The organism is Leptotrichia sp. oral taxon 417 (assembly GCF_013394865.1).
Classification (GTDB): Bacteria; Fusobacteriota; Fusobacteriia; order Fusobacteriales; family Leptotrichiaceae; genus Leptotrichia; species Leptotrichia wadei_A.
The window spans coordinates 336,570-360,105 of the sequence record NZ_JABXYV010000001.1; the positions used below are offsets into that span (position 1 = coordinate 336,570).

General features: G+C 30.1%; 21 protein-coding genes. 11 read left to right on the forward strand and 10 right to left on the reverse strand.

The window, feature by feature from the left end; translation table 11 throughout:
* The first annotated feature begins 8 nt into the window (after positions 1–8).
* The 11 genes from tyrS (at position 9) to HW276_RS01730 (ending at position 12,431) form a co-directional block, all read left to right on the forward strand.
* Positions 9–1,232, forward strand: coding sequence for a tyrosine--tRNA ligase (gene tyrS, locus HW276_RS01680; RefSeq protein ID WP_178937163.1), 1,224 nt, complete (start codon positions 9–11; stop codon positions 1,230–1,232).
* Between the two features lie 167 nt (positions 1,233–1,399).
* Positions 1,400–1,768, forward strand: coding sequence for a holo-ACP synthase (acpS, locus tag HW276_RS01685; RefSeq protein ID WP_178937164.1), 369 nt, complete (start codon positions 1,400–1,402; stop codon positions 1,766–1,768).
* A 55-nt stretch (positions 1,769–1,823) separates the two neighbouring features.
* Positions 1,824–3,119 (forward strand): glutaredoxin, encoded by a 1,296-nt coding sequence (locus HW276_RS01690; protein WP_178937165.1) that lies wholly within the window; start codon positions 1,824–1,826, stop codon positions 3,117–3,119.
* 118 nt (positions 3,120–3,237) lie between these two features.
* On the forward strand, positions 3,238–4,053 hold the full coding sequence (locus HW276_RS01695) for a toxin-antitoxin system YwqK family antitoxin (protein ID WP_178937166.1): 816 nt from the start codon (positions 3,238–3,240) through the stop codon (positions 4,051–4,053).
* 201 nt (positions 4,054–4,254) lie between these two features.
* Positions 4,255–5,157 carry a DNA-binding protein WhiA gene (gene whiA, locus HW276_RS01700; protein WP_178937167.1) on the forward strand — a complete coding sequence of 301 codons (903 nt, stop codon included), beginning with the start codon at positions 4,255–4,257 and terminating at the stop codon, positions 5,155–5,157.
* A gap of 28 nt (positions 5,158–5,185) precedes the next feature.
* Positions 5,186–6,199 (forward strand): tetraacyldisaccharide 4'-kinase, encoded by a 1,014-nt coding sequence (gene lpxK / locus HW276_RS01705; protein ID WP_178937168.1) that lies wholly within the window; start codon positions 5,186–5,188, stop codon positions 6,197–6,199.
* A gap of 173 nt (positions 6,200–6,372) precedes the next feature.
* Complete coding sequence (locus HW276_RS01710; RefSeq protein ID WP_178937169.1) at positions 6,373–7,164, forward strand: hypothetical protein; 792 nt, start codon at positions 6,373–6,375, stop codon at positions 7,162–7,164.
* Between the two features lie 20 nt (positions 7,165–7,184).
* Entirely contained in the window at positions 7,185–8,456 is a 1,272-nt protein-coding gene (gene serS / locus HW276_RS01715; RefSeq protein WP_178937170.1) for a serine--tRNA ligase, read from the forward strand.
* 252 nt (positions 8,457–8,708) lie between these two features.
* Positions 8,709–9,428 carry a GH25 family lysozyme gene (locus HW276_RS01720; RefSeq protein ID WP_178937171.1) on the forward strand — a complete coding sequence of 240 codons (720 nt, stop codon included), beginning with the start codon at positions 8,709–8,711 and terminating at the stop codon, positions 9,426–9,428.
* A gap of 104 nt (positions 9,429–9,532) precedes the next feature.
* A complete protein-coding gene (locus HW276_RS01725; RefSeq protein ID WP_010128740.1) occupies positions 9,533–10,516 on the forward strand; it encodes a class II fructose-bisphosphate aldolase in 984 nt (327 codons plus the stop codon).
* Positions 10,517–10,817: 301 nt separating this feature from the next.
* Positions 10,818–12,431: a CTP synthase gene (locus HW276_RS01730; RefSeq protein WP_178937172.1), complete on the forward strand. Its 1,614-nt coding sequence runs from the start codon at positions 10,818–10,820 to the stop codon at positions 12,429–12,431.
* Between the two features lie 115 nt (positions 12,432–12,546).
* On the opposite strand, the gene HW276_RS01735 is transcribed toward HW276_RS01730, so the two are convergent.
* The 10 genes from HW276_RS01735 to HW276_RS01780 all read right to left on the reverse strand — a co-directional run bounded on the left by HW276_RS01735 (position 12,547) and on the right by HW276_RS01780 (position 23,007).
* Positions 12,547–13,011 (reverse strand): DUF333 domain-containing protein, encoded by a 465-nt coding sequence (locus HW276_RS01735; RefSeq protein WP_178937173.1) that lies wholly within the window; start codon positions 13,009–13,011, stop codon positions 12,547–12,549.
* A 105-nt stretch (positions 13,012–13,116) separates the two neighbouring features.
* Positions 13,117–14,661 carry a glutamine-hydrolyzing GMP synthase gene (gene guaA / locus HW276_RS01740; RefSeq protein WP_178937174.1) on the reverse strand — a complete coding sequence of 515 codons (1,545 nt, stop codon included), beginning with the start codon at positions 14,659–14,661 and terminating at the stop codon, positions 13,117–13,119.
* A 211-nt stretch (positions 14,662–14,872) separates the two neighbouring features.
* On the reverse strand, positions 14,873–15,421 hold the full coding sequence (gene nrdG / locus HW276_RS01745; RefSeq protein WP_370464624.1) for an anaerobic ribonucleoside-triphosphate reductase activating protein: 549 nt from the start codon (positions 15,419–15,421) through the stop codon (positions 14,873–14,875).
* Between the two features lie 30 nt (positions 15,422–15,451).
* The gene (locus HW276_RS01750) at positions 15,452–17,698 is read right to left on the reverse strand and encodes an anaerobic ribonucleoside triphosphate reductase (protein WP_147002939.1); all 2,247 of its coding nucleotides are present in this window, start codon (positions 17,696–17,698) and stop codon (positions 15,452–15,454) included.
* Positions 17,670–17,816 (reverse strand): hypothetical protein, encoded by a 147-nt coding sequence (locus tag HW276_RS01755; RefSeq protein ID WP_178937175.1) that lies wholly within the window; start codon positions 17,814–17,816, stop codon positions 17,670–17,672. The genes HW276_RS01750 and HW276_RS01755 overlap by 29 nt, the downstream gene beginning before the upstream one ends.
* 495 nt (positions 17,817–18,311) lie before the next feature.
* On the reverse strand, positions 18,312–19,406 hold the full coding sequence (locus tag HW276_RS01760; RefSeq protein ID WP_018450446.1) for a metal ABC transporter permease: 1,095 nt from the start codon (positions 19,404–19,406) through the stop codon (positions 18,312–18,314).
* A gap of 3 nt (positions 19,407–19,409) precedes the next feature.
* On the reverse strand, positions 19,410–20,366 hold the full coding sequence (locus HW276_RS01765; protein WP_018450445.1) for a metal ABC transporter permease: 957 nt from the start codon (positions 20,364–20,366) through the stop codon (positions 19,410–19,412).
* A gap of 1 nt (position 20,367) precedes the next feature.
* Positions 20,368–21,144 (reverse strand): metal ABC transporter ATP-binding protein, encoded by a 777-nt coding sequence (locus HW276_RS01770; RefSeq protein WP_060917827.1) that lies wholly within the window; start codon positions 21,142–21,144, stop codon positions 20,368–20,370.
* Positions 21,145–21,404: 260 nt separating this feature from the next.
* Positions 21,405–22,340: a metal ABC transporter solute-binding protein, Zn/Mn family gene (locus HW276_RS01775; protein WP_018450443.1), complete on the reverse strand. Its 936-nt coding sequence runs from the start codon at positions 22,338–22,340 to the stop codon at positions 21,405–21,407.
* The gene (locus HW276_RS01780) at positions 22,333–23,007 is read right to left on the reverse strand and encodes a metal-dependent transcriptional regulator (protein WP_146961721.1); all 675 of its coding nucleotides are present in this window, start codon (positions 23,005–23,007) and stop codon (positions 22,333–22,335) included. Before HW276_RS01780 ends, HW276_RS01775 begins: the two co-directional genes overlap by 8 nt.
* Positions 23,008–23,536 lie beyond the last annotated feature (529 nt).

The window sequence follows — 23,536 nt, forward strand, 5'->3', positions numbered from 1 at the left end:
ATAAAAAAATGACAGAATTAGAAATTAAACAAGAAGTAGAAAGACAATTTAATATTTTAAGTCGTGGGTGCGATGAAATAATTAATGAAAATGAATTTAAGAAAAAGTTGGAAAAATCAATTTCAACAAATACTCCATTAAGAGTAAAATTAGGGATTGATCCGACTGGTTCTGATTTGCATTTGGGACATGCGGTACCTTTGAGAAAATTGAAACAGTTTCAAGATTTGGGACATGATGTTTTTTTCTTGATTGGAACTTTCACTGGAAGAATTGGAGATCCAACTGGAAAATCTGAAACTAGAAAAATGTTGTCAGAAGAACAAGTTATGGAAAATATTAAAACATATTTGGATCAAGTAAAATTAATTTTGGATTTAGATAAAATTAATGTTGTTTACAATGCTGACTGGCTAGAAAAATTATCGTTATCAGATGCGTTGAATTTGTTGTCACAATTTACAGTTTCACAAATGATTTCGAGAGAAGATTTTTCAAAAAGATTATCTGAAAATAAACCAGTTTCATTGATTGAGTTTATGTATCCAATTTTACAAGGGTATGATTCAGTAGAATTACATGCTGATGTGGAATTAGGTGCGACTGAACAAAAATTCAATTTGTTAAGAGGAAGAGATTTACAGAAAAACTTTGGTCAAGAGCAACAAATTTGTATGATAATGCCAATTTTGGTTGGACTTGATGGAGTAGAAAAAATGTCGAAATCATTAGGAAACTACATTGGTGTAAAAGATACGCCAAATGATATGTTTGGTAAAGTTATGTCAATTTCAGATGAATTGATGGAAAACTATTACACAATGATAACTGATGTTCCTTTTGAGAAAATTGAAGAAATTAAAGCACAAATTGCAGATGGAAATTTACATCCAATGGAAGCTAAAAAACAATTGGGAGCAGAAGTTGTAAAAATTTACTACGGTGAAGAAGCGGCTAAAGAAGCGAGAGATTGGTTTGAAAATGTATTCAGTAAGAGAAACTTAAATGTTGACTTGCCTGAAGTTGAATTGGAATATAAAGAAGTTGGAATCATTGATTTATTAGTAAAAGAAACAGGATTAATGAAAACAACAAGTGAAGCTAGAAGATTAATTCAACAAGGTGGATTCAAAATAAACGATGAGCCAATAAAAGATGTAAAAGCTACAGTTGTTCTTGAAAGTGGAATGATTGTGAGAGCTGGGAAGAAAAAAATTGTTAAAGTAAAATAAATTAAATTTAAATAGCAGACTAGTTATAATTGTAATTATTCTCATATTTTTAAAAAACTATTTCAAAAACTTGGGATAGTTTTTTTATTTTATAAAATATAAAATTTTGTATTTTTCCAAAATTGTAGTATAATCTAACAATAGTAAGTTTCAAAAAGGAGATAAAAATGGAAATTTATGGAATTGGGACAGATATTATTGAAATATCCCGAATTGAAAAGGCGATTAAGCAGACAAGCCTTTTTAAAAGAAAAGTTTATACAGAAAAGGAAATTGAGCATATTGAGAAAAAGAAACATCCGTATTCTAGTTATGCGGGTAGATTTGCGGCGAAAGAGGCGGTTTCTAAGGCATTTGGGACTGGAGTGCATGGATTTTCGCTAAGTGATATTGAGATTTTGAATGATGAGCTTGGGAAGCCTTATGTGACACTTTATAATGCGATAAAGGAGAAGGCGCAAGGACTTACAATTCAGATTAGTATTTCGCATAGTAGGAAATATGCGGTTAGTACGGTTATTATTTATAAAAAATAAAAAAATTTAAAATAAAAGGATAAAAATTGTAAAAAAGAAAGGTGTGAAAAAAAGTATGTTTTGGGGAAATAATTTTAAGACTGGAGTAGGTAAAAGTAAGATTTTTACTTTGCTGGTTATGATTTTGGGATTATTTTTTATAAGTCAAATTAATTATTCTGCTGGAAATAGTCAGGTAAAAAAGGTGAAAATTGAGTATTTTGGGAGAAAAGATTGTAAAAATTGTGCTAATTTGGAAAAGTTTTTGAAGGAATTGTCAACTAAAAGGGATGATTTTGAGTATGTGGAGCATAAGATTGATGAGAGTAAGGATGAAAAGGCTTTTTTTGATGAAACTGCGACAAAGTTGAAACTTGTTAAGGGGACTCCGATTATTTATGTTGACGGGCATATTATTCAAGGGTTTAATACGGCAGAAACTACTGGAAAGGAAATTGAAGGGCTGATAGATTCTGGAAAAACTAAAGAAAAGATTTTGAGTTTGAAGGAATATGTGGAAAGCGGACAAGCTGGAAAGGGGAATGTAAGCAGTAATGGTGCAGTTTGTACTGGAGATAAAGTTTGTGAAATTCCAGGACTTACGAAAGGGGCTGAACATCAGGTGCTTGTGAATATTCCGATTATTAATAAAACGATTGATCTAACAAATTATTCCTTGTTGACAATGTCAATAATTCTAGGAACAATTGATGGATTTAATCCTTGTGCTATGTGGGTTCTAGTTTTATTTTTGACAGCCTTGATTGCAGTTGGAAATAAAGTTAAGATGTTTAGGGTTGCTGGGCTATTTATTCTGGCTGAAGCTGTTATGTATTTCTTGATTTTAAATGCATGGATTTATACTTGGGACTTTGTAGGATTGGATAAATGGGTAACTCCGATTGTCGGGATTGTCGGAATCGCTGGAGGAATTTTCTTTATTAAAAATTATTTGAAGAAAGGCGATACTTTAGAATGTGAAGTGACAGATTTGGAGCAAAGAGCAAAAATTTCAAGAAAGGTAAAGGATATAGCCAATAAGCCATTTACGTTGCTTACAGCGCTTGCAATAATTGGTTTGGCACTTTCTGTAAATGTAATAGAATTTGCCTGTTCAATTGGAATACCGCAAACATATACCAAAATTCTTCAAATAAATGAAGTTCCCTTTTGGGCAAGACAGTTTTATACATTTATTTACATAATTGGCTATATGATAGATGATATAATAGTTTTCTGGTTTGCACTGATGAGTATTAATAAATTGCAGTTAACTACAAAATATTCAAAATGGGTAAATTTGTTTGGTGGAATTTTGATGATTATTCTGGGACTTATAATGCTGATTAAGCCTAGTTTACTTATAATGTAATATATAACAAGAAAAATCAATAATTTAGTTTAAAAAATGAGAAAAATTTGTTATAATGTAAAAAGGTAAATCGATAAAATAAAAAAACAGATTTTATAAAATAATAGGAGATTGAAAAATGAAAAAAAATAATAGCAAAAAAATATTGTTTATTGCTGGAATGATGATATTTTCAGCAGTTGCTTATGGAAAAGATGTATTTGCAAATTATGGGACAAATTTTGGAAAAGTTAGGTTGTCACAACTTAGTTCTCAAAATGCGGAAGATGTAAAAAGAGTTGATGCAAGTACTTATGAATTGACAGGAAGTGGAGAATACAGAATTATAGAAGAAGGCGGAAGAAGACTTGTTGTTAATTTAAATAATGGAACATTAAATGGGAAATATGATGAATATTACGCAAATGGAAATAGATTTACATTGGGAAATTATGTAAATGGGAAAAAAGAAGGAGAATGGACTGTTTATACTGAAAATGGGAAAGTCTGGAAAAAATATCAATACAAAAATGATCAGCTGGATGGACGTTATACTTCATATTATGCCAAAACAGGCGCTCAAGAAACAGTTGGAAATTATACAAATGGCAAAATGTCAGGAACTTGGACTGAATATTATGAAAATGGTTCAAGAAAATCACAAGGAAATTACTCAGATGGACAAAAAAATGGATTGTTTACCGAATGGAATACAAGCGGAGGTAAAAAATCTGAAATTAATTATGTAAATGATGAAGTAAATGGGAAAATGAATGTTTATTATGAAAATGGAAGACCTTTATATGAAGCAAATCTAGATGGAGAAACTGGGACTGTAAAGGGTTATTATACAAATGGAAGCCTTGGATTTGACGGAAGTTTCAAAGGCAGAAGAAGAACTGGAACTTGGACTTACTATGATAAGGCAGGGAATCCTAGAAAAGTGAGTTATTAATTTAGCAGATTTGTTTAAAGTCAAAGTTTTATGAAATGAATATTATGAATCAAGGAATTATAACTTCTTGTAAAAATAAAAAAATTAGATTATTGAATAATAGTTAATATAAATAATTTATAGAATTGTAAGAGTAAAAATGATATTAATTAATTTTTATAGATTTTTACAAATGACAAAGAATGTAAAGGAGGGGGAAAATTGTCGTATTCAGCGAATTTAAAAAGGGAAATCTTTAATTTGGAAAATTCTGATAAGGAGAATGTTTATGCAGAACTTTTTGGGATTTTTATAGCAAAAAATGTGATTACAGAACATGGAGTTTATTTCAGCACAGAAAACGTGTCACTTGCTAAAAGAATTTATTCAAATTTACGTGCAGTAACAGATATTCCAATCCAGTTAAAATATGTTATTAGCAAACGGCTTGGAGCACACAAACTCTATGAAGTCATACTTTTTCCAACTCAGCATGACCAGCAGGAATACAAATCATTTTTAAAAAAAATATATTTTCACAAAAATTTTTCAGTTGTGGAGAATGAAAAAAAGCTGGCTGGCATAATCAGGGGATTTTTCCTTAGCTGTGGATATATAAAGTCTCCAGAAAAAGCGTATGCGATGGATTTTTTTGTAGATAGTGAAGATTCTGCCACTTATTTGTATTATTTGTTTAAGCAGATGGGGAAAAAGGTTTTTCAGACGGAGAAAAAGAATAAGAGCCTTGTTTATTTGAGAAATTCAGAGGATATTTTGGATATAATCTTTTTGATTGGCGGAATAAATTCATTTTTTGAATTTGAGGAAGTTACAATTAATAAGGAAATTCGGAATAAAATTAATAGAAACATAAATTGGGAAATTGCAAATGAAACGAAAAAATTGTCGGCTTCTGAAAAGCAGATTAATATGATAAAAGTAATTGACCAGAAATTAGGGCTTTCTGAATTGACGGATGTGTTGAGTGAAACGGCGAAATTACGGCTGGAAAATCAGGAAATGTCATTGCAGGAACTGGCAGATTTAATGGAAATTTCCAAATCTGGAATAAAAAACCGATTTAGAAGGCTGGAAACAATTTACAAAGGTTTAGTGGAAAATTAATTAGAAAAATTAGATTGAGGAAAAATTAATGAAATTATTGTCGATTATATATGGATTTATCGTATTTCTACGAAATAAACTTTATGATTTGAAAATTTTTAAGGAAAAAAAAGTCGATGGAGTGGAAATAATTTGTATCGGAAATATTGTGGCAGGCGGGACTGGAAAAACACCGGCTGTGCAGTATTTTGTGCAAAAGTATTTGAAAAAAAATAAAAAGGTTGGTATTTTGAGCCGAGGGTACAAAGGAAAGAGGGCAGCAGACCTACTACTTGTAAGAGATGAAAAAAAGATTTATGCGACTCCAAGAGAATCAGGAGATGAAGCCTATCTACATGCCTTAAATTTTCAAATTCCTGTTGTAGTTTGTAGAAATCGTTATGAAGGTGCGATTTTTCTGAAGGAAAAGTGTGGTGTTGAAACAATTATCATGGATGACGGTTTTCAGCACAGAAAATTGAGGAAAGATAAAAATATAATTTTGATTGATGCTACAAATCCTTTTGGAATGGATGACTATTTGCCGAAAGGGCGGTTGCGGGAGTCACTGGAGGCTTTGTGGCGGGCTGATGAGATTATTATTACGAAAAGTAATTATGTTTTGGAAGGTGAAGTTGGGAAAATTAAGGAAAGATTGGCAAAATATGGAAAGCCGATTTTTGTTGCGACTTTTGAGGAAAGTTATTTTTACAAATTAAATTTTGAAAATAATGAAAAATTTGGTAAAATGAATAGCGAAAATAAAATTGGAAATGAAAAATTGCCTTTGAAAGTTATTCAAAGTAAAAATGTGCTGATTTTTTCTTCAATTGCTAATCCAGCCGTATTTTATCAAACAATAAAAAAATTGAATCCGAATAATATTGAAGAAATAAAATTTTCAGATCATCACGTTTATACAAATGAGGAAATTTTGGAAATAAAGGAAAAGGCTGAAAGTTATGATTATGTCTTGACAACAGAAAAGGATATTGTCAAAATTGATGAAAATATAGAAAATTTATTGATTTTGAAAATGGAATTTAAAATTATTGAGAAATAAAAGGTGAATAAAAATTTTAGTAAATTGTAAAAATTATGTAATGTCTTCATGTGGCAAGTCAAAGTATCTTGTCAAAAAAATAAAAATTGAAAAATATGTAGATAAACAATAGAATTTTATAAATTTTTGCTGATAACTTAAAATAGAAATAATCAGGAGGGAGGAATCTGATTTTGGCCGAAAATCAAAATTTAGAAAGTGAAAATGTATTTTTAAATATAGAGAATTTTTCACAATTTATTTTAAAATATAAAAATCATTTTGAAAAACGAAAATATTATCAAATTGATGAAAATTTTAAAATTATTAAAAAAGAGCCGTCGTTTATATTGGAACTTGCATATATTTATTTTGCTGAAAATAAGGAAAATGAAAATATAAAAAAAATTGTAGGCGGGCAGTTCTTGGAAACATTTAAGAAAAAAGAAAAAAAGATAGAGCGATTAAGTAAAATTGAAATGTCGAAACTGGTGGATGGATTTAGAAGGAGCATTTTTAATAAAGAGTCAGTTTTTGCGGTAAAATTGGGAAATGAATTGCTGTATCGGGATAAAGGTAAATTTTTTGAGATATTGTATAACTATTCTTTGATTTCGATGGATGTGAATAAATTTGTGAAAACTTTTTTTGCGGAAAAAATGATAGAAAAAATTAAAATTGAAAATAACTCGAAATTTAATGAAATTCGTGATAAAATAGATGAGATAATAAAGAATATCTTAAATTATTTTACAAAATCTGATTTAACATTTTTAAATTTTGAAAATGTGGAAAACTTAAATTATTTTGTGGAAAATCACGTTGATGAACTTTATAAAAAAATTTATGTGGAAAACTTTGATAAAATTGTGGAAAAGTATAATGTTAAAAATGTGGAAAAAATAAAATTTGATAAAAATTATGATTTTGAAAATTTGAGTGAAAGTAAAAAAATATTATATAAATATATTGAAAATTTTAATTAAAGAAAGGAAATAAAAGAATTATGTTAGAAATGAGATACATAAGGGAAAATGCTGATAAAATCAAGGAATATTTAAAAAATAGAAATAGTGACTTTGATTTGGATTCATTGTTAAAACTTGATGAAGATAGAAGAAACTTGCTTCAGGAAGTTGAAATGTTAAAAAAGGAAAGAAATGAATCAAGTTCGTTAATTGGAAAATATAAGCAAGAAGGAAAAGATCCTGCTGAATTGCTAGCCAGAATGCAAACTGTAAGTGCAAAAATTAAGGAATTGGATCAAAAAGTGGCTGAAATTGATGAAAAGCAAGTGCAGCTTGCCTATACAATTCCAAATAAATTAAGTGATACGACACCAATTGGAAAAGATGAAGATGAAAATGTGGAAGTAAGAAAATGGGGAACTCCAAGAGAATTTGATTTTGAAATAAAATCTCATGATGAATTGGGAGTTAATCTTGGAATTTTGGATTTTGAAAGAGGTGCAAAATTAGGTGGTTCAAGATTTACAGTTTATAAAAATGCGGCTGCTAGACTTGAGAGAGCATTAATTGCTTTCATGATTGATGTTCACACTCAAGAAGAGGATTTTGAAGAAATTTTCACACCACAGCTTGTAAAAAAAGAAATGATGGTTGGAACTGGACAATTACCTAAATTTGCTGAGGATGCTTATAAAATCGAAGGGGAAGAAATGTATTTAATCCCAACAGCAGAAGTAACGCTTACAAATTTACACAATGGAGAAATTTTAGATGAAGAAGAATTGCCTAAACATTATTGCGGATATACGGCTTGTTTTAGAAAAGAAGCTGGTTCAGGTGGACGTGATTTAAAAGGACTAATTCGTCAACATCAATTTAATAAAGTTGAAATGGTAAAAATTGTAAAACCTGAAACTTCTTATGATGAACTTGAATCAATGGTAAACAGTGCAGAAAAAATCTTGCAGAAATTGGAGCTGCCTTATAGGGTAGTAGCGCTTTGCAGTGGAGATTTAGGATTTAGTGCGGCAAAAACTTATGATTTGGAAGTTTGGGTTCCTAGCCAAAATAAATATAGAGAAATTTCATCTTGCTCAAATACGGAAGATTTTCAGGCTAGACGTGCGATGATTAAATATAGGGAAAAAGAAACTAAGAAGAGCCATTTTGTTCATACTTTAAATGGATCAGGGCTTGCTGTAGGAAGAACATTGCTTGCGATTATGGAAAATTATCAGCAGGAAGATGGAACTATAAAAATTCCAGAAGTATTAGTGCCATATATGGGCGGAATGACAGTTATAAAATAACAAAGGCTATAAATTAATATCAAGCTAATCTGATTTTTTCCTAAACTGCCAAAACCGCTCAAAAATTAAGCTTAGCAGTGTAAAATAAGTTAGAGTGAAATTATTTTAAAATTGAACTCAAAAATTACGGCTGTATTACTGAAATTTGAAGTTTGCTTAATTTGAAGATTTTTAAAAATATTCTAAAAACTTTGGGCAATTTTGAGCGACTTTGAAAAAAATTTTGTTATTAAATAACTGAATGGAGAAGATATGGGGAAATTTATAAAATTTTTAGTAATTATGATAATTGTTGGAGGCATAGCAGGTTTTTTGGAAATTAGCGGATATTTGTACCACAATGAAATTCTGGCACAAATGGCAGGCTATAAAACGCAAGGACTGGATATTTCACATCATCAGGAAAAGGTAAACTGGACTCGTGTAGATCCCAAATACAAATTTATTATACTAAAGGCAACTGAAGGACAGAATTTTCTTGATACGGATTTTTTGTATAACTGGAATAATGCTAGATTAAATGGCTTTGTAGTTGGAGCATATCATTTTTTTACAATGACAAGCAGCGGAACGGCACAAGCGGATTTTTACATAAGTAAAGTTTCTGACTCTGATAAGACATTACCGCCGATTATTGATTTGGAAATATCTACAAAAAAATATAAAAAAAAGGATGTAATGAAAAATTTAGAGGAAATGGTTGATAAACTTGAAAAGCATTATAAAAAAAGAGTAATTTTTTATGTGAATTACAATACTTACAATGCTTATATAAAAGGTGAATTTCCTAAAAATAAAATATGGATTACAGATTATAAATATTTTCCTAGAATAAAAGAAGATAATAGATGGGTAATCTGGCAAGTTTCAAGACGTGGAAGAATTGAAGGAATACCTGGATTTACTGATAAAAATGTACTTAGAAAGGGAATGACTGTAGAGGATTTGATAGGACAAAATAAAATAAATTAATAATTTTACAATTATTTTTTGTTTTCTATTGATTTTTATAAAAAAATTTGGTAACATATAATTAAAGAAGTTAATCTAATTAATAAATATTAGGAGGCGTAATAATGAAATATCATTACAAAGATTTAGGATTAGTAAACACTAAAGAAATGTTTGCTAAAGCAAACAAAGAAGGGTATGCAGTACCTGCTTTTAACTTCAACAACATGGAACAATTACAAGGAATTATTGAAGCATGTGTTGAAGAAGGTTCACCAGTAATTCTTCAAGTATCAACAGGTGCAAGAAAATATATTGGTAAAGAAATGTTACCATGGATTGCAAAAGCTGCAACAGCTTATGTAGAAGCAGCTGGATCAGATATTCCAGTAGCTTTGCACTTGGATCATGGTCCAAATTTTGCTGAAGCAAAAGATTGTGTTGAATATGGATTCTCATCAGTAATGTATGATGGTTCTCACCACCCTTACGATGAAAACGTAGCAGAAGCAAAACAAGTTGCTGATTTCGCTCACCAACACGATGTTACAGTTGAAGCTGAATTAGGAGTTTTAGCTGGAATCGAAGATGACGTTAAAGCAGCTGAACACATTTACACTCAACCTGAAGAAGTTGAAGATTTCGTATCTAAAACTGGTGTTGATTCATTAGCAATTGCAATCGGAACTTCTCACGGAGCTCACAAATTTAAACCAGGTGAAGATCCTAAATTAAGATTAGATATCTTAGCTGAAATTGAAAAAAGAATCCCAGGATTCCCAATCGTATTACACGGTTCTTCAGCAGTACCTCATCAATTTGTTGAAATGATCAACCAATATGGTGGAGATATTGCAGATGCAATTGGTATCCCTGATTCAGAATTAAGAAAAGCCGCTAAATCAGCAGTAGCTAAAATTAACGTAGATACTGATGGAAGATTAGCTTTCACAGCAGGAATCAGAGAAGTATTCGCTAAAAAACCAGGAGAATTTGACCCTAGAAAATATTTAGGACCTGCAAAAGACTATATTAAAGAATACTACAAAGATAAAATCAGAAACGTATTCGGATCAAATGGAGCTTACAAAGCTGGAGCTGCAAGATAGTAAAATATAAAACAAAAAATTAAATTTGGAATTATCTCAAGTTTATTTTAAAATTTGAGATATTTCCTTTGAAATAATTCAAAAGAATTTTGTTTAAAAAGGTGAAAATTTTTTTTTTCATCTTTTTTTGTGAAAAAAAAATAATTATTAATCAATGATTTGCTAAACTCTATTTAAAAATAGAAACTATATTTTATATTGTTTGCTAAATTTTGTTAAAAAATAGAATAAAATGATATTTCAGTAAATTGCCAAAAGTAAATAAAATTAATAGATATATGAAAAAATGTAGGAGGAAAAAATGGATAAACAAAGTAATACGACAAAATATATTTTTGTTACAGGTGGAGTTGTTTCATCGCTTGGAAAAGGGATTGTGGCTTCTTCATTGGGAAGATTGCTAAAGGAGCGGGGATATAAAGTTACAATTCAAAAATTTGATCCTTATATAAATGTGGATCCAGGAACTATGAGCCCTTATCAGCATGGAGAGGTTTTTGTTACAGAAGATGGAGCGGAAACTGACTTGGATTTGGGACATTATGAAAGATTTATCAATGAAAATCTGACAAAGTATAATAACTTGACGACTGGAAAAATTATGTCAAAAATTATTGCAAAGGAACGTCGTGGAGAGTTTTTGGGAGGAACAGTGCAAACAGTACCACACGTGACTGATGAAATCAAGTATAATGTTATAAAAGCAGCTGAAGAAAATAATTCTGATATTGTAATTACTGAAATCGGTGGAACTATTGGAGATATTGAAAGTGATCCGTTTATTGAAGCGATCCGTCAATTGAAAAGAGAAGTTGGAAGAGAAAATATTGCCTATATTCACGTTACATTACTGCCATATTTGAAGGCTGCAGGGGAATTAAAGACAAAACCTACGCAGCATAGTGTGAAGATGCTTCAAGGGCTTGGAATCTCACCTGATGTAATTGTAGTGAGAAGTGAGCATCCTGTTGATGAAAATATTAAGAAAAAAATCTCGCTTTTCTGTGACATTGATGAAGAAGCAGTTATTGAATCACTTGATGCTGAAAGTCTTTATGAAATACCATTAACTATGGAAAAATTAGGACTTGCCGATGTAATTTGTAAACATTTTAAAATAAAAAATGAAAAACCATTGCTAAAAGAATGGACTAGTATGGTTGAAAAATTCAAAAACCCTAAAAAACTTGTAAAAGTGGCAGTTGTCGGAAAATATGTTGAATTAAAGGATGCTTATATAAGTATTCATGAGTCAATAGAACATGCTGGATTTAATCTTGATACAAAAGTTGAGATTGATTACTTTAAGGCTGGAGAATTTGATGTGAAGAAATTGGCAGATTATGATGGAATTTTAGTGCCAGGTGGATTTGGTGACAGGGGAATTGATGGAAAAGTTGAAGCAATTAAGTTTGCAAGGGAAAATAATATTCCATTTTTCGGAATTTGCCTTGGAATGCAAATGGCCTGTGTGGAATTTGCAAGAAATGTACTTGGGTACAAAGGCGCAACTTCAACAGAGTTTGAAAAGGACACAGCTTATCCAATTATCAGCCTTATGGAAGAGCAAAAAGGGCTTAAGGATATGGGAGGAACAATGCGTCTAGGGGCATATCCATGTGTATTAAAAGAAGACAGCTTGACTGCAAAAGTTTATGGAAAAACTGAAATTGCAGAAAGACATAGACATAGATATGAATTTAACAATGCCTACAGAGAAGAATTTGAAAAGGCAGGAATGGACATTGTAGGATTATCTCCAGATGGAAATTACGTAGAAGTAATTGAAATAAAAGATCATCCATATTTTATAGCTTCACAATACCATCCAGAATTTAAGAGCCGTCCAAACCGTCCTCATCCATTATTTACAGGATGGATAAAAGCGGCATTGAAAAAACGAAACGAAAGATAATAAAATTATAATGTATTAAATATTTTTTAGCGAGGGGTTAAAAGCCCCTTGTTTATTTTATAAAAAAATGGCAAATTAAAAAACTTGCCATCTTTTTGTTAAAAATTTAAATTAATTAGTTATTTTCTCTGTAATAATCCCATTCATCAACTTTTGTTCCGTTATTAAATCTGCATACTCCTCTTTCATTTCCATTTTTATCTTTTTCAGTAACAGATTTTCCACCTTTATCAACACAGAATTTAGAAGCTGGATTAGGCATTCCAATTACTGCTGCTTCAGCATCTCTTGCAGTATGATTTTGTCTGTAGTATTCCCATTCTTCCATAGCTGTACCGTCTTTTAACATGCAAACTCCATAATCACCTTTACCGCTTTTTACAGTAATAGATTTTCCGCCTTTGTCAACGCAGAATTGTGAAGCTGGATTCGCTGATGTTACCTTTGCAGGTGCTGGAACTGTTGCCGCTGGCTTATTATTATCATTATTTTTCTTTTTAAAGAATCTGAAACTTGCTGACATTCCAGAAATAGACATAATAACCATCATTGCACTTACTGTTAATTTTAAATTTTTCATTTTTCTATCTCCTTTTTATTGTTTATAATCATTATATCATATATGTTCTCATTTTTTATATAACAAAAAATAAAAATTAAATTAAAATTTTATTTGCATATAAAATTATTCCCACTCAATTGTTCCAGGTGGCTTAGAAGAAATATCATACACAATTCTATTGATTCCATTTACTTTGTTTATAATTTTGTTTGACACTTCTTCCAAAAATTCATAAGGCAATTTTGACCAAGTGGCTGTCATAAAGTCGATTGTATTTACTGAACGAATAGCGGCTACAAATTCATAAGTTCTTTGATCTCCCATTACCCCGACAGTTTTTACAGGTAACAATGTTACAAATGCTTGATCTACTTTATCATAAAGCCCTTTTTCCATCAATTCAGTAATGAAAATGTCATCAGCTTCCTGAAGAATTTTTACTTTGTCAGGCGTTACTTCTCCAATTACACGGATTCCAAGTCCTGGACCTGGGAATGGATGTCTTTTTATAATTGTGTCAGGAAGTCCAAGTTCGTGTCCTACTTTTCTAACTTCATCCTTAAATAATTCCTTTAAAGGTTCCAATAACTCAAATTGCAAGTCTTCTGGCAATCCTCCAACATTGTGGTGAGATTTTATTGTGTGGGAAGGTCCTTTTATAGACTGAGATTCAATAACATCTGGATAAATTGTTCCCTGTGCCAAAAATTTTGCACCTTCTTGACCTTTAAGTTTTCTAATTTCTTCGTTAAATACTTCAATAAATTCATTTCCAATAATTTTTCTTTTAGCTTCAGGTTCATCTACACCTTTTAATTTATTTAGAAATCTGTCTTTTGCATCAACAAATACAATATTCAAGTCAAAATGTTCCTTGTAGTATTCCAATACTTTTTTACCTTCATCTTTTCTCAAAAGTCCAGTATCTACAAACATGCAAGTAAGCTGATGTCCAATTGCATTGTTAATAAGAACTGCGGCAACTGATGAATCTACACCTCCAGAAAGTGCAAGAAGCACGTGTTCATCTCCAACAGTTTCCTTTATAAATTTTGTCTTTTCAGCAATAAAACTTGAAATTTTCCAATTTTTTTCACATTTACAAATGTTAAATACAAAATTTTCCAAAATTTGAGTTCCACATTCAGAATGAACTACTTCTGGATGGAATTGCAATGCGTAAATTCCATTGTTATTTGTAATTGCTGCAATTGAAGAATCTGTTTTTGCAATTACTTCAAAACTTTTTGGCAATTCTGTGATGTGGTCATTGTGGCTCATCCAGATGTTAGAAGATTTTTTAACTCCTGTAAATAATGGATTATCATTATTTCCTACTTCCAAGACAGCTTTTCCAAATTCCCTCGAATCAGCCTTTTCAACTTTTCCACCATTTAAATGCGTAATTAGTTGCATTCCGTAACAGATTCCCAAAATAGGAAGATTTAGGTTAAATACTTCAGGATTTACAGTTGGAGCATCTTTTTCGTAAACTGAAGCAGGCCCTCCAGAAAATATAATCCCTTTTACCTTTTCTTTCCCGCTTTTTATTTTCTCAATATCAATTAAAGGCACAATTTCACAATAAACTTCCATTTCTCTAATTCTTCTAGCAATTAGCTGGCTATATTGTGAACCAAAATCGATAATAATAATTTTTTCCTTCACTTTTCACCTCTATATATTAAATTTTTTTTATAAAACATAATTCTACATAAATATTTTATCATTATTTTTAAGTTTTTTCTATATATTTTTACATTAATTTTTCTTTTGATATGTAAATGTTAAGTGCATTGTTTTTTTATGAAATTTTATATTAAAAAAATAGATTTATTCATCAATTCAAAATTTATATTTATAAAATTAATAAATAAATCTATTTAATAAAAAAATCTTCCTTTTTTATAATTCTCTGATTACTGCTTCCCCTAAATTTTATTTTTGGGTCATAAAGTTCCTTTACAAACCGTCCATCAACTAGCACATCCACATATTCAAGGCATTTTTTCCGCAATTCATCACAGCGAATCTGTTCAATCGTATAACCTGTATAAAGCCATATATTCTTTCCTGTCTTTTCTTTCAGAAATTTCAGCACTTTTAACATATCTGCTGGATTAAAGAGGGGATCACCACCACTTATTGTAATTCCATCAAGAAGAGTATTTTCATTTATTTCCTTGGCAATTTTTTCTAAAATTTCATAAGTTAAAGTATTTCCATGATTTGGATTCCATGAATACTCGTTATGGCATCCTGGGCAGGCATGAGAACAGCCAGAAAAGTAAAGTGAATAACGAAGACCAACACCGTCAACGATTGTTTCCTTGTAAGTTGTTAAGATTTTCAATGTAAAATCATTTTTTGGAGTTTTTGAAAATTTTTTTTCTAAAATTTTTTCTTTTTCTGTCTTTAGTTTATTCACTTTAAATTACCTCGCTATTATATAATATATTTATTTTATACCATGTTTTACCCTGTCATGTTCTTCAGCTTGCTTAGCGCTGTTCCAGCTGTCTAAATCTCCTGTCAGATAGCCTGTTATTCTTCTAATTCTAGAAATATTATGACTTCCGCAAATTGGGCATTTATCATAAATTATTGCTTCTGTTCCACAATCTCTGCATCTGTCAACTGGATGGTTTATTGAACCGTAACCAATTCCAGAATCCTTCATAACCTTTACGATTTTTAACATGACACCTATATTTTTTCGTGCTTCCCCATCTAATTCCACATAGGTAATATGTCCACCTCTTGTCAATTTATGAAATGGAGCTTCCTTTCTAATTTTATCAAAAAGGCTAATTTCCTTTTTTACATCAATGTGAAATGAATTTACATAATAATCTCTATCTGTCACATTCTTGATTACACCAAATTCATCCCTGTCAATACGTAAAAATCTTCCTGCCAAACTTTCTGCCGGAGTTGCCAAAATTGAATAATTCAAATGATACTTATCTCTAAATTCATCTGCAACTGCACCCATTTTTTCAATCGTATCATAAAGCACCTTATAAGCAACTTCACTTGTTCCGTGTTCTGCATCAAATAAAGCATACATCGCATTTGCCCCTCCAACAAAACCAATTGAAAGAGAACCTGTATTTATTGTATCTCCAACTTCATCATTTCCATCTTTTCCCCCAAGCCCTTTCCATAAATTATTGCTTCTCATAAATGGGAATTGTTTTGCCAAAGCTGTTTTTTGAAAATTATAACGCTCATAAAGCTGATCTCCAACTAAATATGTTGCTTCCAGCACTCTTCTTTGAAATTTTCCTGTCAAAAGTTCAATTTTTTTATTATTTTTTTCTTCTTCATTCGCAAATTTTCCATCTTTTTCCATTTCTGCAATCTCTTTTTCTACATTTTTTCTAGTCAAAATCGCAATTCTGGGGAAATTAATACTTGTAAAAGACAAGTTCCCACGTCCAAGGCTAGTTTTTTCACCATTTACATTTTCAAATACACGTGTTCGGCAGCCCATTGTTGCAATTTCATATTTATATCTTTCAGGATCATCCATTCTCCATTTTTCGTGTTTGTTAAATTCTGAATCTAAAAATACAAAGTTTGGAAATAATCTTCTGCTTGAAGTTTCACAAGATAATAATAGCAAATCGAAATTTGGTGTTTCAAAAAGTGATTTTTTATTTTGTAAATTATCATCATAAGAAATTTTTTGTTTTTTTACAGTTTCTAAAATTCCATCAAAGTCGCTTCTAGCTAAATCGTAGTCATTTTCAGAATAATTAAGCCCTTCCTTTACCTTAAAAATTTGTATTGGAAAAATTGGAGTTTCATTTTTACCGAGTCCGCTTGATGTCGCCTTTAATAATTCACGGATAACCATTCTACCTTCTTCTGAAGTGTCAGTTCCATAATTTATTGAAGAAAAGACAACTTGATTTCCACCACGAGAGTGCATTGTGTTCAAATTATGTAAAAATCCTTCCATTGCCTGATAAGTTTCATTTTGAGTATCATCATAAGCCTCAACTAGCAATTTAATTAAATCATCTCTATTTATTTTAAAGTATTCTTCCAGTAATTTGATTTCATTTTCATTGCATTTAATTGAAGAAACATTTTTTTTCAAAAATTCTTTTGCATTTTTTTCATATTCTTGTATAATTTCCACTCCATTTTTTATTTCTACAAAGCTCAAAATTCTTCTTTTCAAATGACGTCTAAACGATTTTAACACACCTTTTGCCATATAGAAGTCAAATGCTGGTATTGCCTGTCCGCCATGCTGTTCATTCTGGTTTGTCTGAAAAATAATGGTAGCAAGTGTCGCATAAGTGGAAATACTCTGTGCTTCCCGAATATATCCGTGCTTAGTATAAAAACCATTCTCAAACATGTCTGCCAAGTCATATTGCAGACAAGTTGTAGTTTTGCTGGAATAAAAATCCAAATCGTGAATATGAATAAGCCCTTTTTCGTGAGCTTCCTTAAATCTTGGTGAAACTAAATTTTCCAAAGCATAAATTTTTGATACTTCACTTGCAAACTTCATCATTTGCCCTGCTGGTGTCATTGAAGACATATTGGCATTTTCATTGCACGTATCGTTGCTTTCGACATTCACTATTCCTGCTATTATATTTTTTAAATTTTCTGTTAATTGTGGTTGCATTTTTATTCCTCCCTTATTTTTACTTTCATACTTTTCCACTTTTCTGCAAACCATCAACTTCCCTTATCCCTCTAAACATATCTAATTCATTCAGGCCTTTTTTACCTGAAACACTATATATTGTTTTCATAACATAATGATAACACAATATTTTGTGTTTTTCAAGTTTCATAAAAAAAATATATAATTTCATAGTTCCCTATTTTTTCGAATTTTTAGATTTTTTATACTATTAATTAGGATAAAAAAAATTTATTTATCTTATTTTAATTATATATATCATAAATTTTTGAATTTGTTATGAGCTTACTATTTATAATATTTCTTATTTAAATGTTAGATTTTGTATGAATTTTTTAAATAAAAAATTTAGATTTCTTATTATAAAATAAATAAAATACAGTTTTTTGTTCTTCTAACTAAGTTAGTATTCGATATATTTTAGAGGTAGACAAAGTAAATTAGAAAAATTTTAAACGAATGGAGCCTTGTATTGGAGAAAAGTAATATAAAAAGGATTGTTTCATATAATTTATAAAAAACAATCCATAATAGTTGATTTATTTTAGATTTATTAATTAAAAAAATAGAAATTTAGTAATAAGAGATTTTGTCCCTTTGTTAAATAAGAATTTATAATAAATTTTCTGTTTGAATGGATATAATATTAGATATTTAGTAAATATTTTTCTCCTTTTTCAGAAACCTTGAAAACATCATTATCCACATAAATATATTTTTCCTTTTTTGCCTTTTCAATAACTTTATCTAAAAAGCTTTTATTCCAACGAAGATGGTTATCAATCGTTTCAGTTCCACATTCATCTTTTTCATGTTTAGTATTAGCATGGTTAGACAAATGGATTAAAAGAATTCTAACTGAAAAAATCATTTTTTGGCTTCTTTTACGATTAATTGTAAAAATTAGACCTTTTTTAGGAGAAAAAATTAATGTTAAAAGAAAAATTACTCCTATTATTACTGCGATACTTCCCGCTATTGAAATATCAAAAAATCTTGCAAAATGAAATCCAATGATACTTGCTACAGCTCCCAGAACGAGGCTTAATCCTATCATTACTTTTAGCTTATCTGTTAATAAATACGCTGTAATTGGAGGCCCAATCATAAATGCAACCACCAGTATTGAACCTACTGCCTCAAATGAGGATACTGCTGTCATTGATACAAGCGACATCAGCATATAGTGAATTAATATCGGCTTCATTCCAAGCGTTATTGCAAGAGCCTTGTCAAATACCGAAATTTTTAATTCCTTGAAAAAAATAACAACAAAAGATAAATTTATTAAAAATACGATAAAAGTTGCAACTAATCCTTTAGCAATGCTAAATCCAAATATCTGTATCCGATTAAATGGTGCAAATGCCAGTTCTCCCAGTAATACTGAATCAACATCCAAATGTACATTTCCAGCATATCTTGAAATTAAAATTACCGCAATACTGAATAACAGCGGAAAAACCACTCCAATTGCAGAATCTTCCTTGACAAGTCTTGTTGAATTAAGAAGTTCCACAAGGTAAACGGTTAAAACTCCAACTATTCCCGCACCAACGATTAACAAGGGAGAATTTAAGTCATGAACTGCAAAAAATGCAACTACAATTCCAAGTAAGATAGTGTGCGTAATCGCATCCGAAACCATTGCCATACTTTTTAAAACCAGAAATGTTCCTAAAATCGAGCAGGCACTTGCCACCATTATCGCAATTAATTGTATTTCCAATGAAAAATTCATAATTTATTTCCCCCTTTCCAAATTATTCATTTTTAAACTATTTAATTCAGATTTTTTATTTTCAAGTTTTTTCTTAAATTCTTTTTTTCTTTTCTGATTTCTTATAATTTTAAATACAATCCCTCTTTTATTTGAAAAAAGAATACTAATAATTACAATTATACTTATAATTATGACAATAACAGGCCCGGTAGGCAAATTACTTTCACTTATACTAATCAAAGTTCCAAGCAGACCTGATATTCCTCCAAAAAATGCCGCCAAAATTACCATAATCGAAAGTTTGTCTGTCCATTGCCGTGCTGCAACTGCTGGAGAAATAAGCATCGCACTTATTAAAATTACTCCTGCCGCTTGAATACCAATTATTACGGTTGTTACAATCAATATGGAAATTAATATTTCGATTTTCTTGCTTGGAAATCCCAATGTTTTAGCAAAATCAGAGTCAAACGAAACAATTTTAAATTCCTTCCAGAAAAGAATAATTATAATTAAAAGAATAATCCCTGTAATGAAGATAATATTTACATCTCTTTTAATAAATGTCGATGCTTGCCCAAAAATAAATTTATTTAATCCCGATTTATTTGCACCCGGCAATTTATTCAAATAAGAAAGTAAAACTAACCCTAACCCAAAAAATACTGATAAAATCAATGCTAAAGCACTATCAAATTTTATTTTTGTATAATTTTGAATTAATTGGATTAAACCAATACATACAATTCCTGTTATTAAGGCACCAAGCAGCAAAACTTCTGTATTTTTCACGTTTGTAAATAAAAAAGCTAAGCAAACTCCGGGAAGTGAAGCATGAGAAACTGCATCTCCCAATAAACTTTGCTTTCGTAAAACGGCAAAACATCCAAGTATTCCTGAAACCATTCCAAGCAATAGACAACCAAGTGCAACTGTTCTGAATGTATGATCTGTTATAAGAAGATTTAATATATTCATTTTATCGCTCCTTTTCAATTTCAGACAGATTTTCATTATTTTGAGTTGCTTTTTTACTCTTATATGTTTTTTCAATATTTTCAGGAGTAAAAATTTCTTCCACAGGTCCAGAAGCTATAACAGACACATTTATAAATGTCACATAATCAAAATAATCCTTTACTGTCTGCAAATCATGATGAACAACAATTACAGTTTTTTTCTCATCTCGCAATTTTTTTAAAATATTTACAATAGATTTTTCCGTTTTACTGTCGACACCTTGAAACGGCTCATCCATAAAATATATTTCAGCATCCTGCACTAATGCCCGTGCCAAAAACACTCTTTGCTGCTGACCACCAGACAACTGGCTTATTTGCCTATCTGAAAATTCATCCATTTCAACTTTGTGAATCGCTTCTTTCGTTTTTTCTTTATCAATTTTTCTAACTTTCTTTAACCACCCGACTTTTCCATAACGCCCCATTTCCACAACATCAAATACAGTAGTGGGAAAATCCCAGTCAACACTTCCTCTTTGTGGTACATAAGCTATCTTATCCCGCACTTTGCTATATTTTTCATTATAAAATCTTACTTCTCCAGTAACAGGCTTTAGTAAATCAAGCATTGCTTTAATTAAAGTAGATTTCCCAGCCCCATTTGGTCCCACTATAGCCATAAGGACTCCCTTTTTAATGTCAAGCTCAACATCCCACAAAACAGGCTTATCTTCATAAGCTACCGTTAAATCCTCAACCCTTATAATAATATCATCAGAAACATTTTGATTCATCTTTCCTCCTTCTCCTAAATTGTAAAACTGTTCTATTTCTGCAAATTTATTTTTTATTTAATGTCTCATTTTGTCTTAATTTTTAATAATCATTTTGTATTTTTATAAAATAAATTGTTATTAATAAATATTTTCCTTTAATTTTTTATGTTATTTTTTTAATTATTGCAAGGGTATCAATCGCCATACCCTTGCATCCCCGCTTGTCTAAGCATTTTTTGAAAATAAAAATTATGGTCTGAGAAAAGCGAGTTTAATTTTTATTTTAAAGCATTTACAATGGTATCGGCGTTTGCTTTAACTGTTTTAATATAAGTTTCAGAGTTATGTGCTTTATCTCCTAGCGAATCTGAATACAATTCTCCACCTATTTTAACTTCTTTTCCTCTAGCTTTTACAGCTTCCTGCAATGCTTCTATACTTTTTTTCGGAACAGAAGATTCTACAAATATTGCTTTTATATTTCTTTGAACAATGAAATTGGCTAAGTCGCTTATATTTTTTGTACCAGTTTCAGAATCTGTAGAAACACCTTGTATTGCTTTTACTTCTAGTCCAAATTGTTCTCCAAAGTAGTTAAATGCATCGTGAGCTGTTACAAGAACTCTGCTTTTTTCAGGAATTTCACTTATTCTTGTTTTTACATAAGTTGTAAGTTCATTTAGTTCAGCTTTATATTTTTTCAAGTTTTCTTTGTAGTAGTCACTATTTTTAGGATCAAATTTACTTAATTCAGCTTCGACTGCCTCAGCTTCTTTTTCCCATAATTCTGTATTGAACCATACATGCGGATCAGGAGTATTTTGGTCAACTAAATGAATTTTACTTTTATCTAGTTTGTCCCCAACATTTAGTATATTTTTGTTTTGAGAAGTTAATTTTTCAAAAATTTCTGTCATTTTACCTTCCAGATGTAATCCACCATACACTATAATGTCTGCATTTCCAAGTTTTTCAATATCTCCTGCACTAGCACTATACAAATGCGGATCTACTCCTTCTCCCATAAGTCCTGTAACTTCGACTTTATCTCCACCAATTGTTTTTACAAGGTCAGTAAGCATTGTCGTTGTTGTCGTAACTTTTATTTTTTTTCCTGATGAAGCTCCACCTTTTCCACAAGATATTAGTAGCATCATTGCTACACATACTGCGATTACTAAGTTTAATTTTGTTAATACGTTGTTTTTACTCATTATCTGTCTCCTCCAAATCTTTATTTTTTTTATAAACCTCAATCATATCTGCTGCATTAAAAGCCACTATTTTTCCATTATTTTGCTCACTTTTCAAATATATCGGTCCATTAAACGGATCTTTTCTTTCTACAATATATTTTTCCTTTAAATTTATATCTAAATCCCTTAGATAATCATATAATTCTATATTATCTTCCACACTTAATATAACAATTTCATCATCTTCCTCAGCTTCAGATAATTTTATAATATTTTCCTCATCTAAGTTTTCCAAATCATAGAAAATCGGGCTTCCGTGCGGACATTCCTTAGGATAAAACAGGAATTTTTCCAGCTTTTGAAGAAGTTTATTGCTAGTTACATGTTCCAAAATTTCTGCTTCTTTATGCACTTCTTTCTTTTCATATCCCAGCTTTTCAAACAAAAAAACTTCCCAAACCCTATGTTTACGTATAATGTCAAGTGCAAAGCTGTTCCCTTTTTCAGTAAGTTTTACTGTTTTTTTGTCGATAGTTAAATAATCATCGTTTGCCAACTTTTTTATCATTTCACTAACTGAAGCTGGAGAGATATTTAAATATTCTGCAAGTTTTTTATTGGAATATTCCTTCTTTTTTTTCAAAGTATATATTCCCTTTAAATAGTCTTCTATACTTCTGCTCATCTCAACTCCTTTCAGGTTTAGCTAAACCTAATTTTAAAATTAGGAAGACCTAATAACAATAATATATTAACATTATATACTTTGGTTGTCAAGATATTTTTTTAATATGAATATTTTTAACATTAAAATAATAAAATTGAGATAAAATAAAAAATGCATCTAATAACATCAGATCTTTTATCTGACTATTATAAAATGCATTTTAAATCAAAAGTTATAATGATATTTTCCAAAAAAGCAAATAATAAATCAATTTTATACTAAAATCCTAAAATAAGAATAGGAAATAGTATAAAACTGTTGATTTCTCTCCACTTATATTCTATAATATTTTTTCAAATAATACTGTAACTTATGTTACAAAAAAACTCCCGTTTAAAAAATTTTTTTTAAAACGGGAATTTATACGATAATTAATATATCAATTTTTATGGTTTCAAAATATTTGCTGAAAATTTATATGAATAATCTTCATTTTTCAAAAATTTTACTGTTCCTATAATATATGAAATAATCCAGTAAATCCAAA

Excerpts from the sequence above, each read along its gene's own strand:
- HW276_RS01765 (WP_018450445.1), bottom strand. The coding sequence starts at position 20,366 with ATGAATATATTAAATCTTCTTATAACAGATCATACATTCAGAACAGTT.
- HW276_RS01720 (WP_178937171.1), top strand. The coding sequence starts at position 8,709 with ATGGGGAAATTTATAAAATTTTTAGTAATTATGATAATTGTTGGAGGC.
- HW276_RS01730 (WP_178937172.1), top strand. The coding sequence starts at position 10,818 with ATGGATAAACAAAGTAATACGACAAAATATATTTTTGTTACAGGTGGA.
- HW276_RS01775 (WP_018450443.1), bottom strand. The coding sequence starts at position 22,340 with ATGAGTAAAAACAACGTATTAACAAAATTAAACTTAGTAATCGCAGTA.
- HW276_RS01760 (WP_018450446.1), bottom strand. The coding sequence starts at position 19,406 with ATGAATTTTTCATTGGAAATACAATTAATTGCGATAATGGTGGCAAGT.
- HW276_RS01750 (WP_147002939.1), bottom strand. The coding sequence starts at position 17,698 with ATGGTTTGCAGAAAAGTGGAAAAGTATGAAAGTAAAAATAAGGGAGGA.
- lpxK (WP_178937168.1), top strand. The coding sequence starts at position 5,186 with ATGAAATTATTGTCGATTATATATGGATTTATCGTATTTCTACGAAAT.
- HW276_RS01690 (WP_178937165.1), top strand. The coding sequence starts at position 1,824 with ATGTTTTGGGGAAATAATTTTAAGACTGGAGTAGGTAAAAGTAAGATT.
- serS (WP_178937170.1), top strand. The coding sequence starts at position 7,185 with ATGTTAGAAATGAGATACATAAGGGAAAATGCTGATAAAATCAAGGAA.
- HW276_RS01695 (WP_178937166.1), top strand. The coding sequence starts at position 3,238 with ATGAAAAAAAATAATAGCAAAAAAATATTGTTTATTGCTGGAATGATG.
- HW276_RS01735 (WP_178937173.1), bottom strand. The coding sequence starts at position 13,011 with ATGAAAAATTTAAAATTAACAGTAAGTGCAATGATGGTTATTATGTCT.
- HW276_RS01770 (WP_060917827.1), bottom strand. The coding sequence starts at position 21,144 with ATGAATCAAAATGTTTCTGATGATATTATTATAAGGGTTGAGGATTTA.
- acpS (WP_178937164.1), top strand. The coding sequence starts at position 1,400 with ATGGAAATTTATGGAATTGGGACAGATATTATTGAAATATCCCGAATT.
- tyrS (WP_178937163.1), top strand. The coding sequence starts at position 9 with ATGACAGAATTAGAAATTAAACAAGAAGTAGAAAGACAATTTAATATT.
- HW276_RS01725 (WP_010128740.1), top strand. The coding sequence starts at position 9,533 with ATGAAATATCATTACAAAGATTTAGGATTAGTAAACACTAAAGAAATG.
- HW276_RS01755 (WP_178937175.1), bottom strand. The coding sequence starts at position 17,816 with ATGAAACTTGAAAAACACAAAATATTGTGTTATCATTATGTTATGAAA.
- HW276_RS01780 (WP_146961721.1), bottom strand. The coding sequence starts at position 23,007 with ATGAGCAGAAGTATAGAAGACTATTTAAAGGGAATATATACTTTGAAA.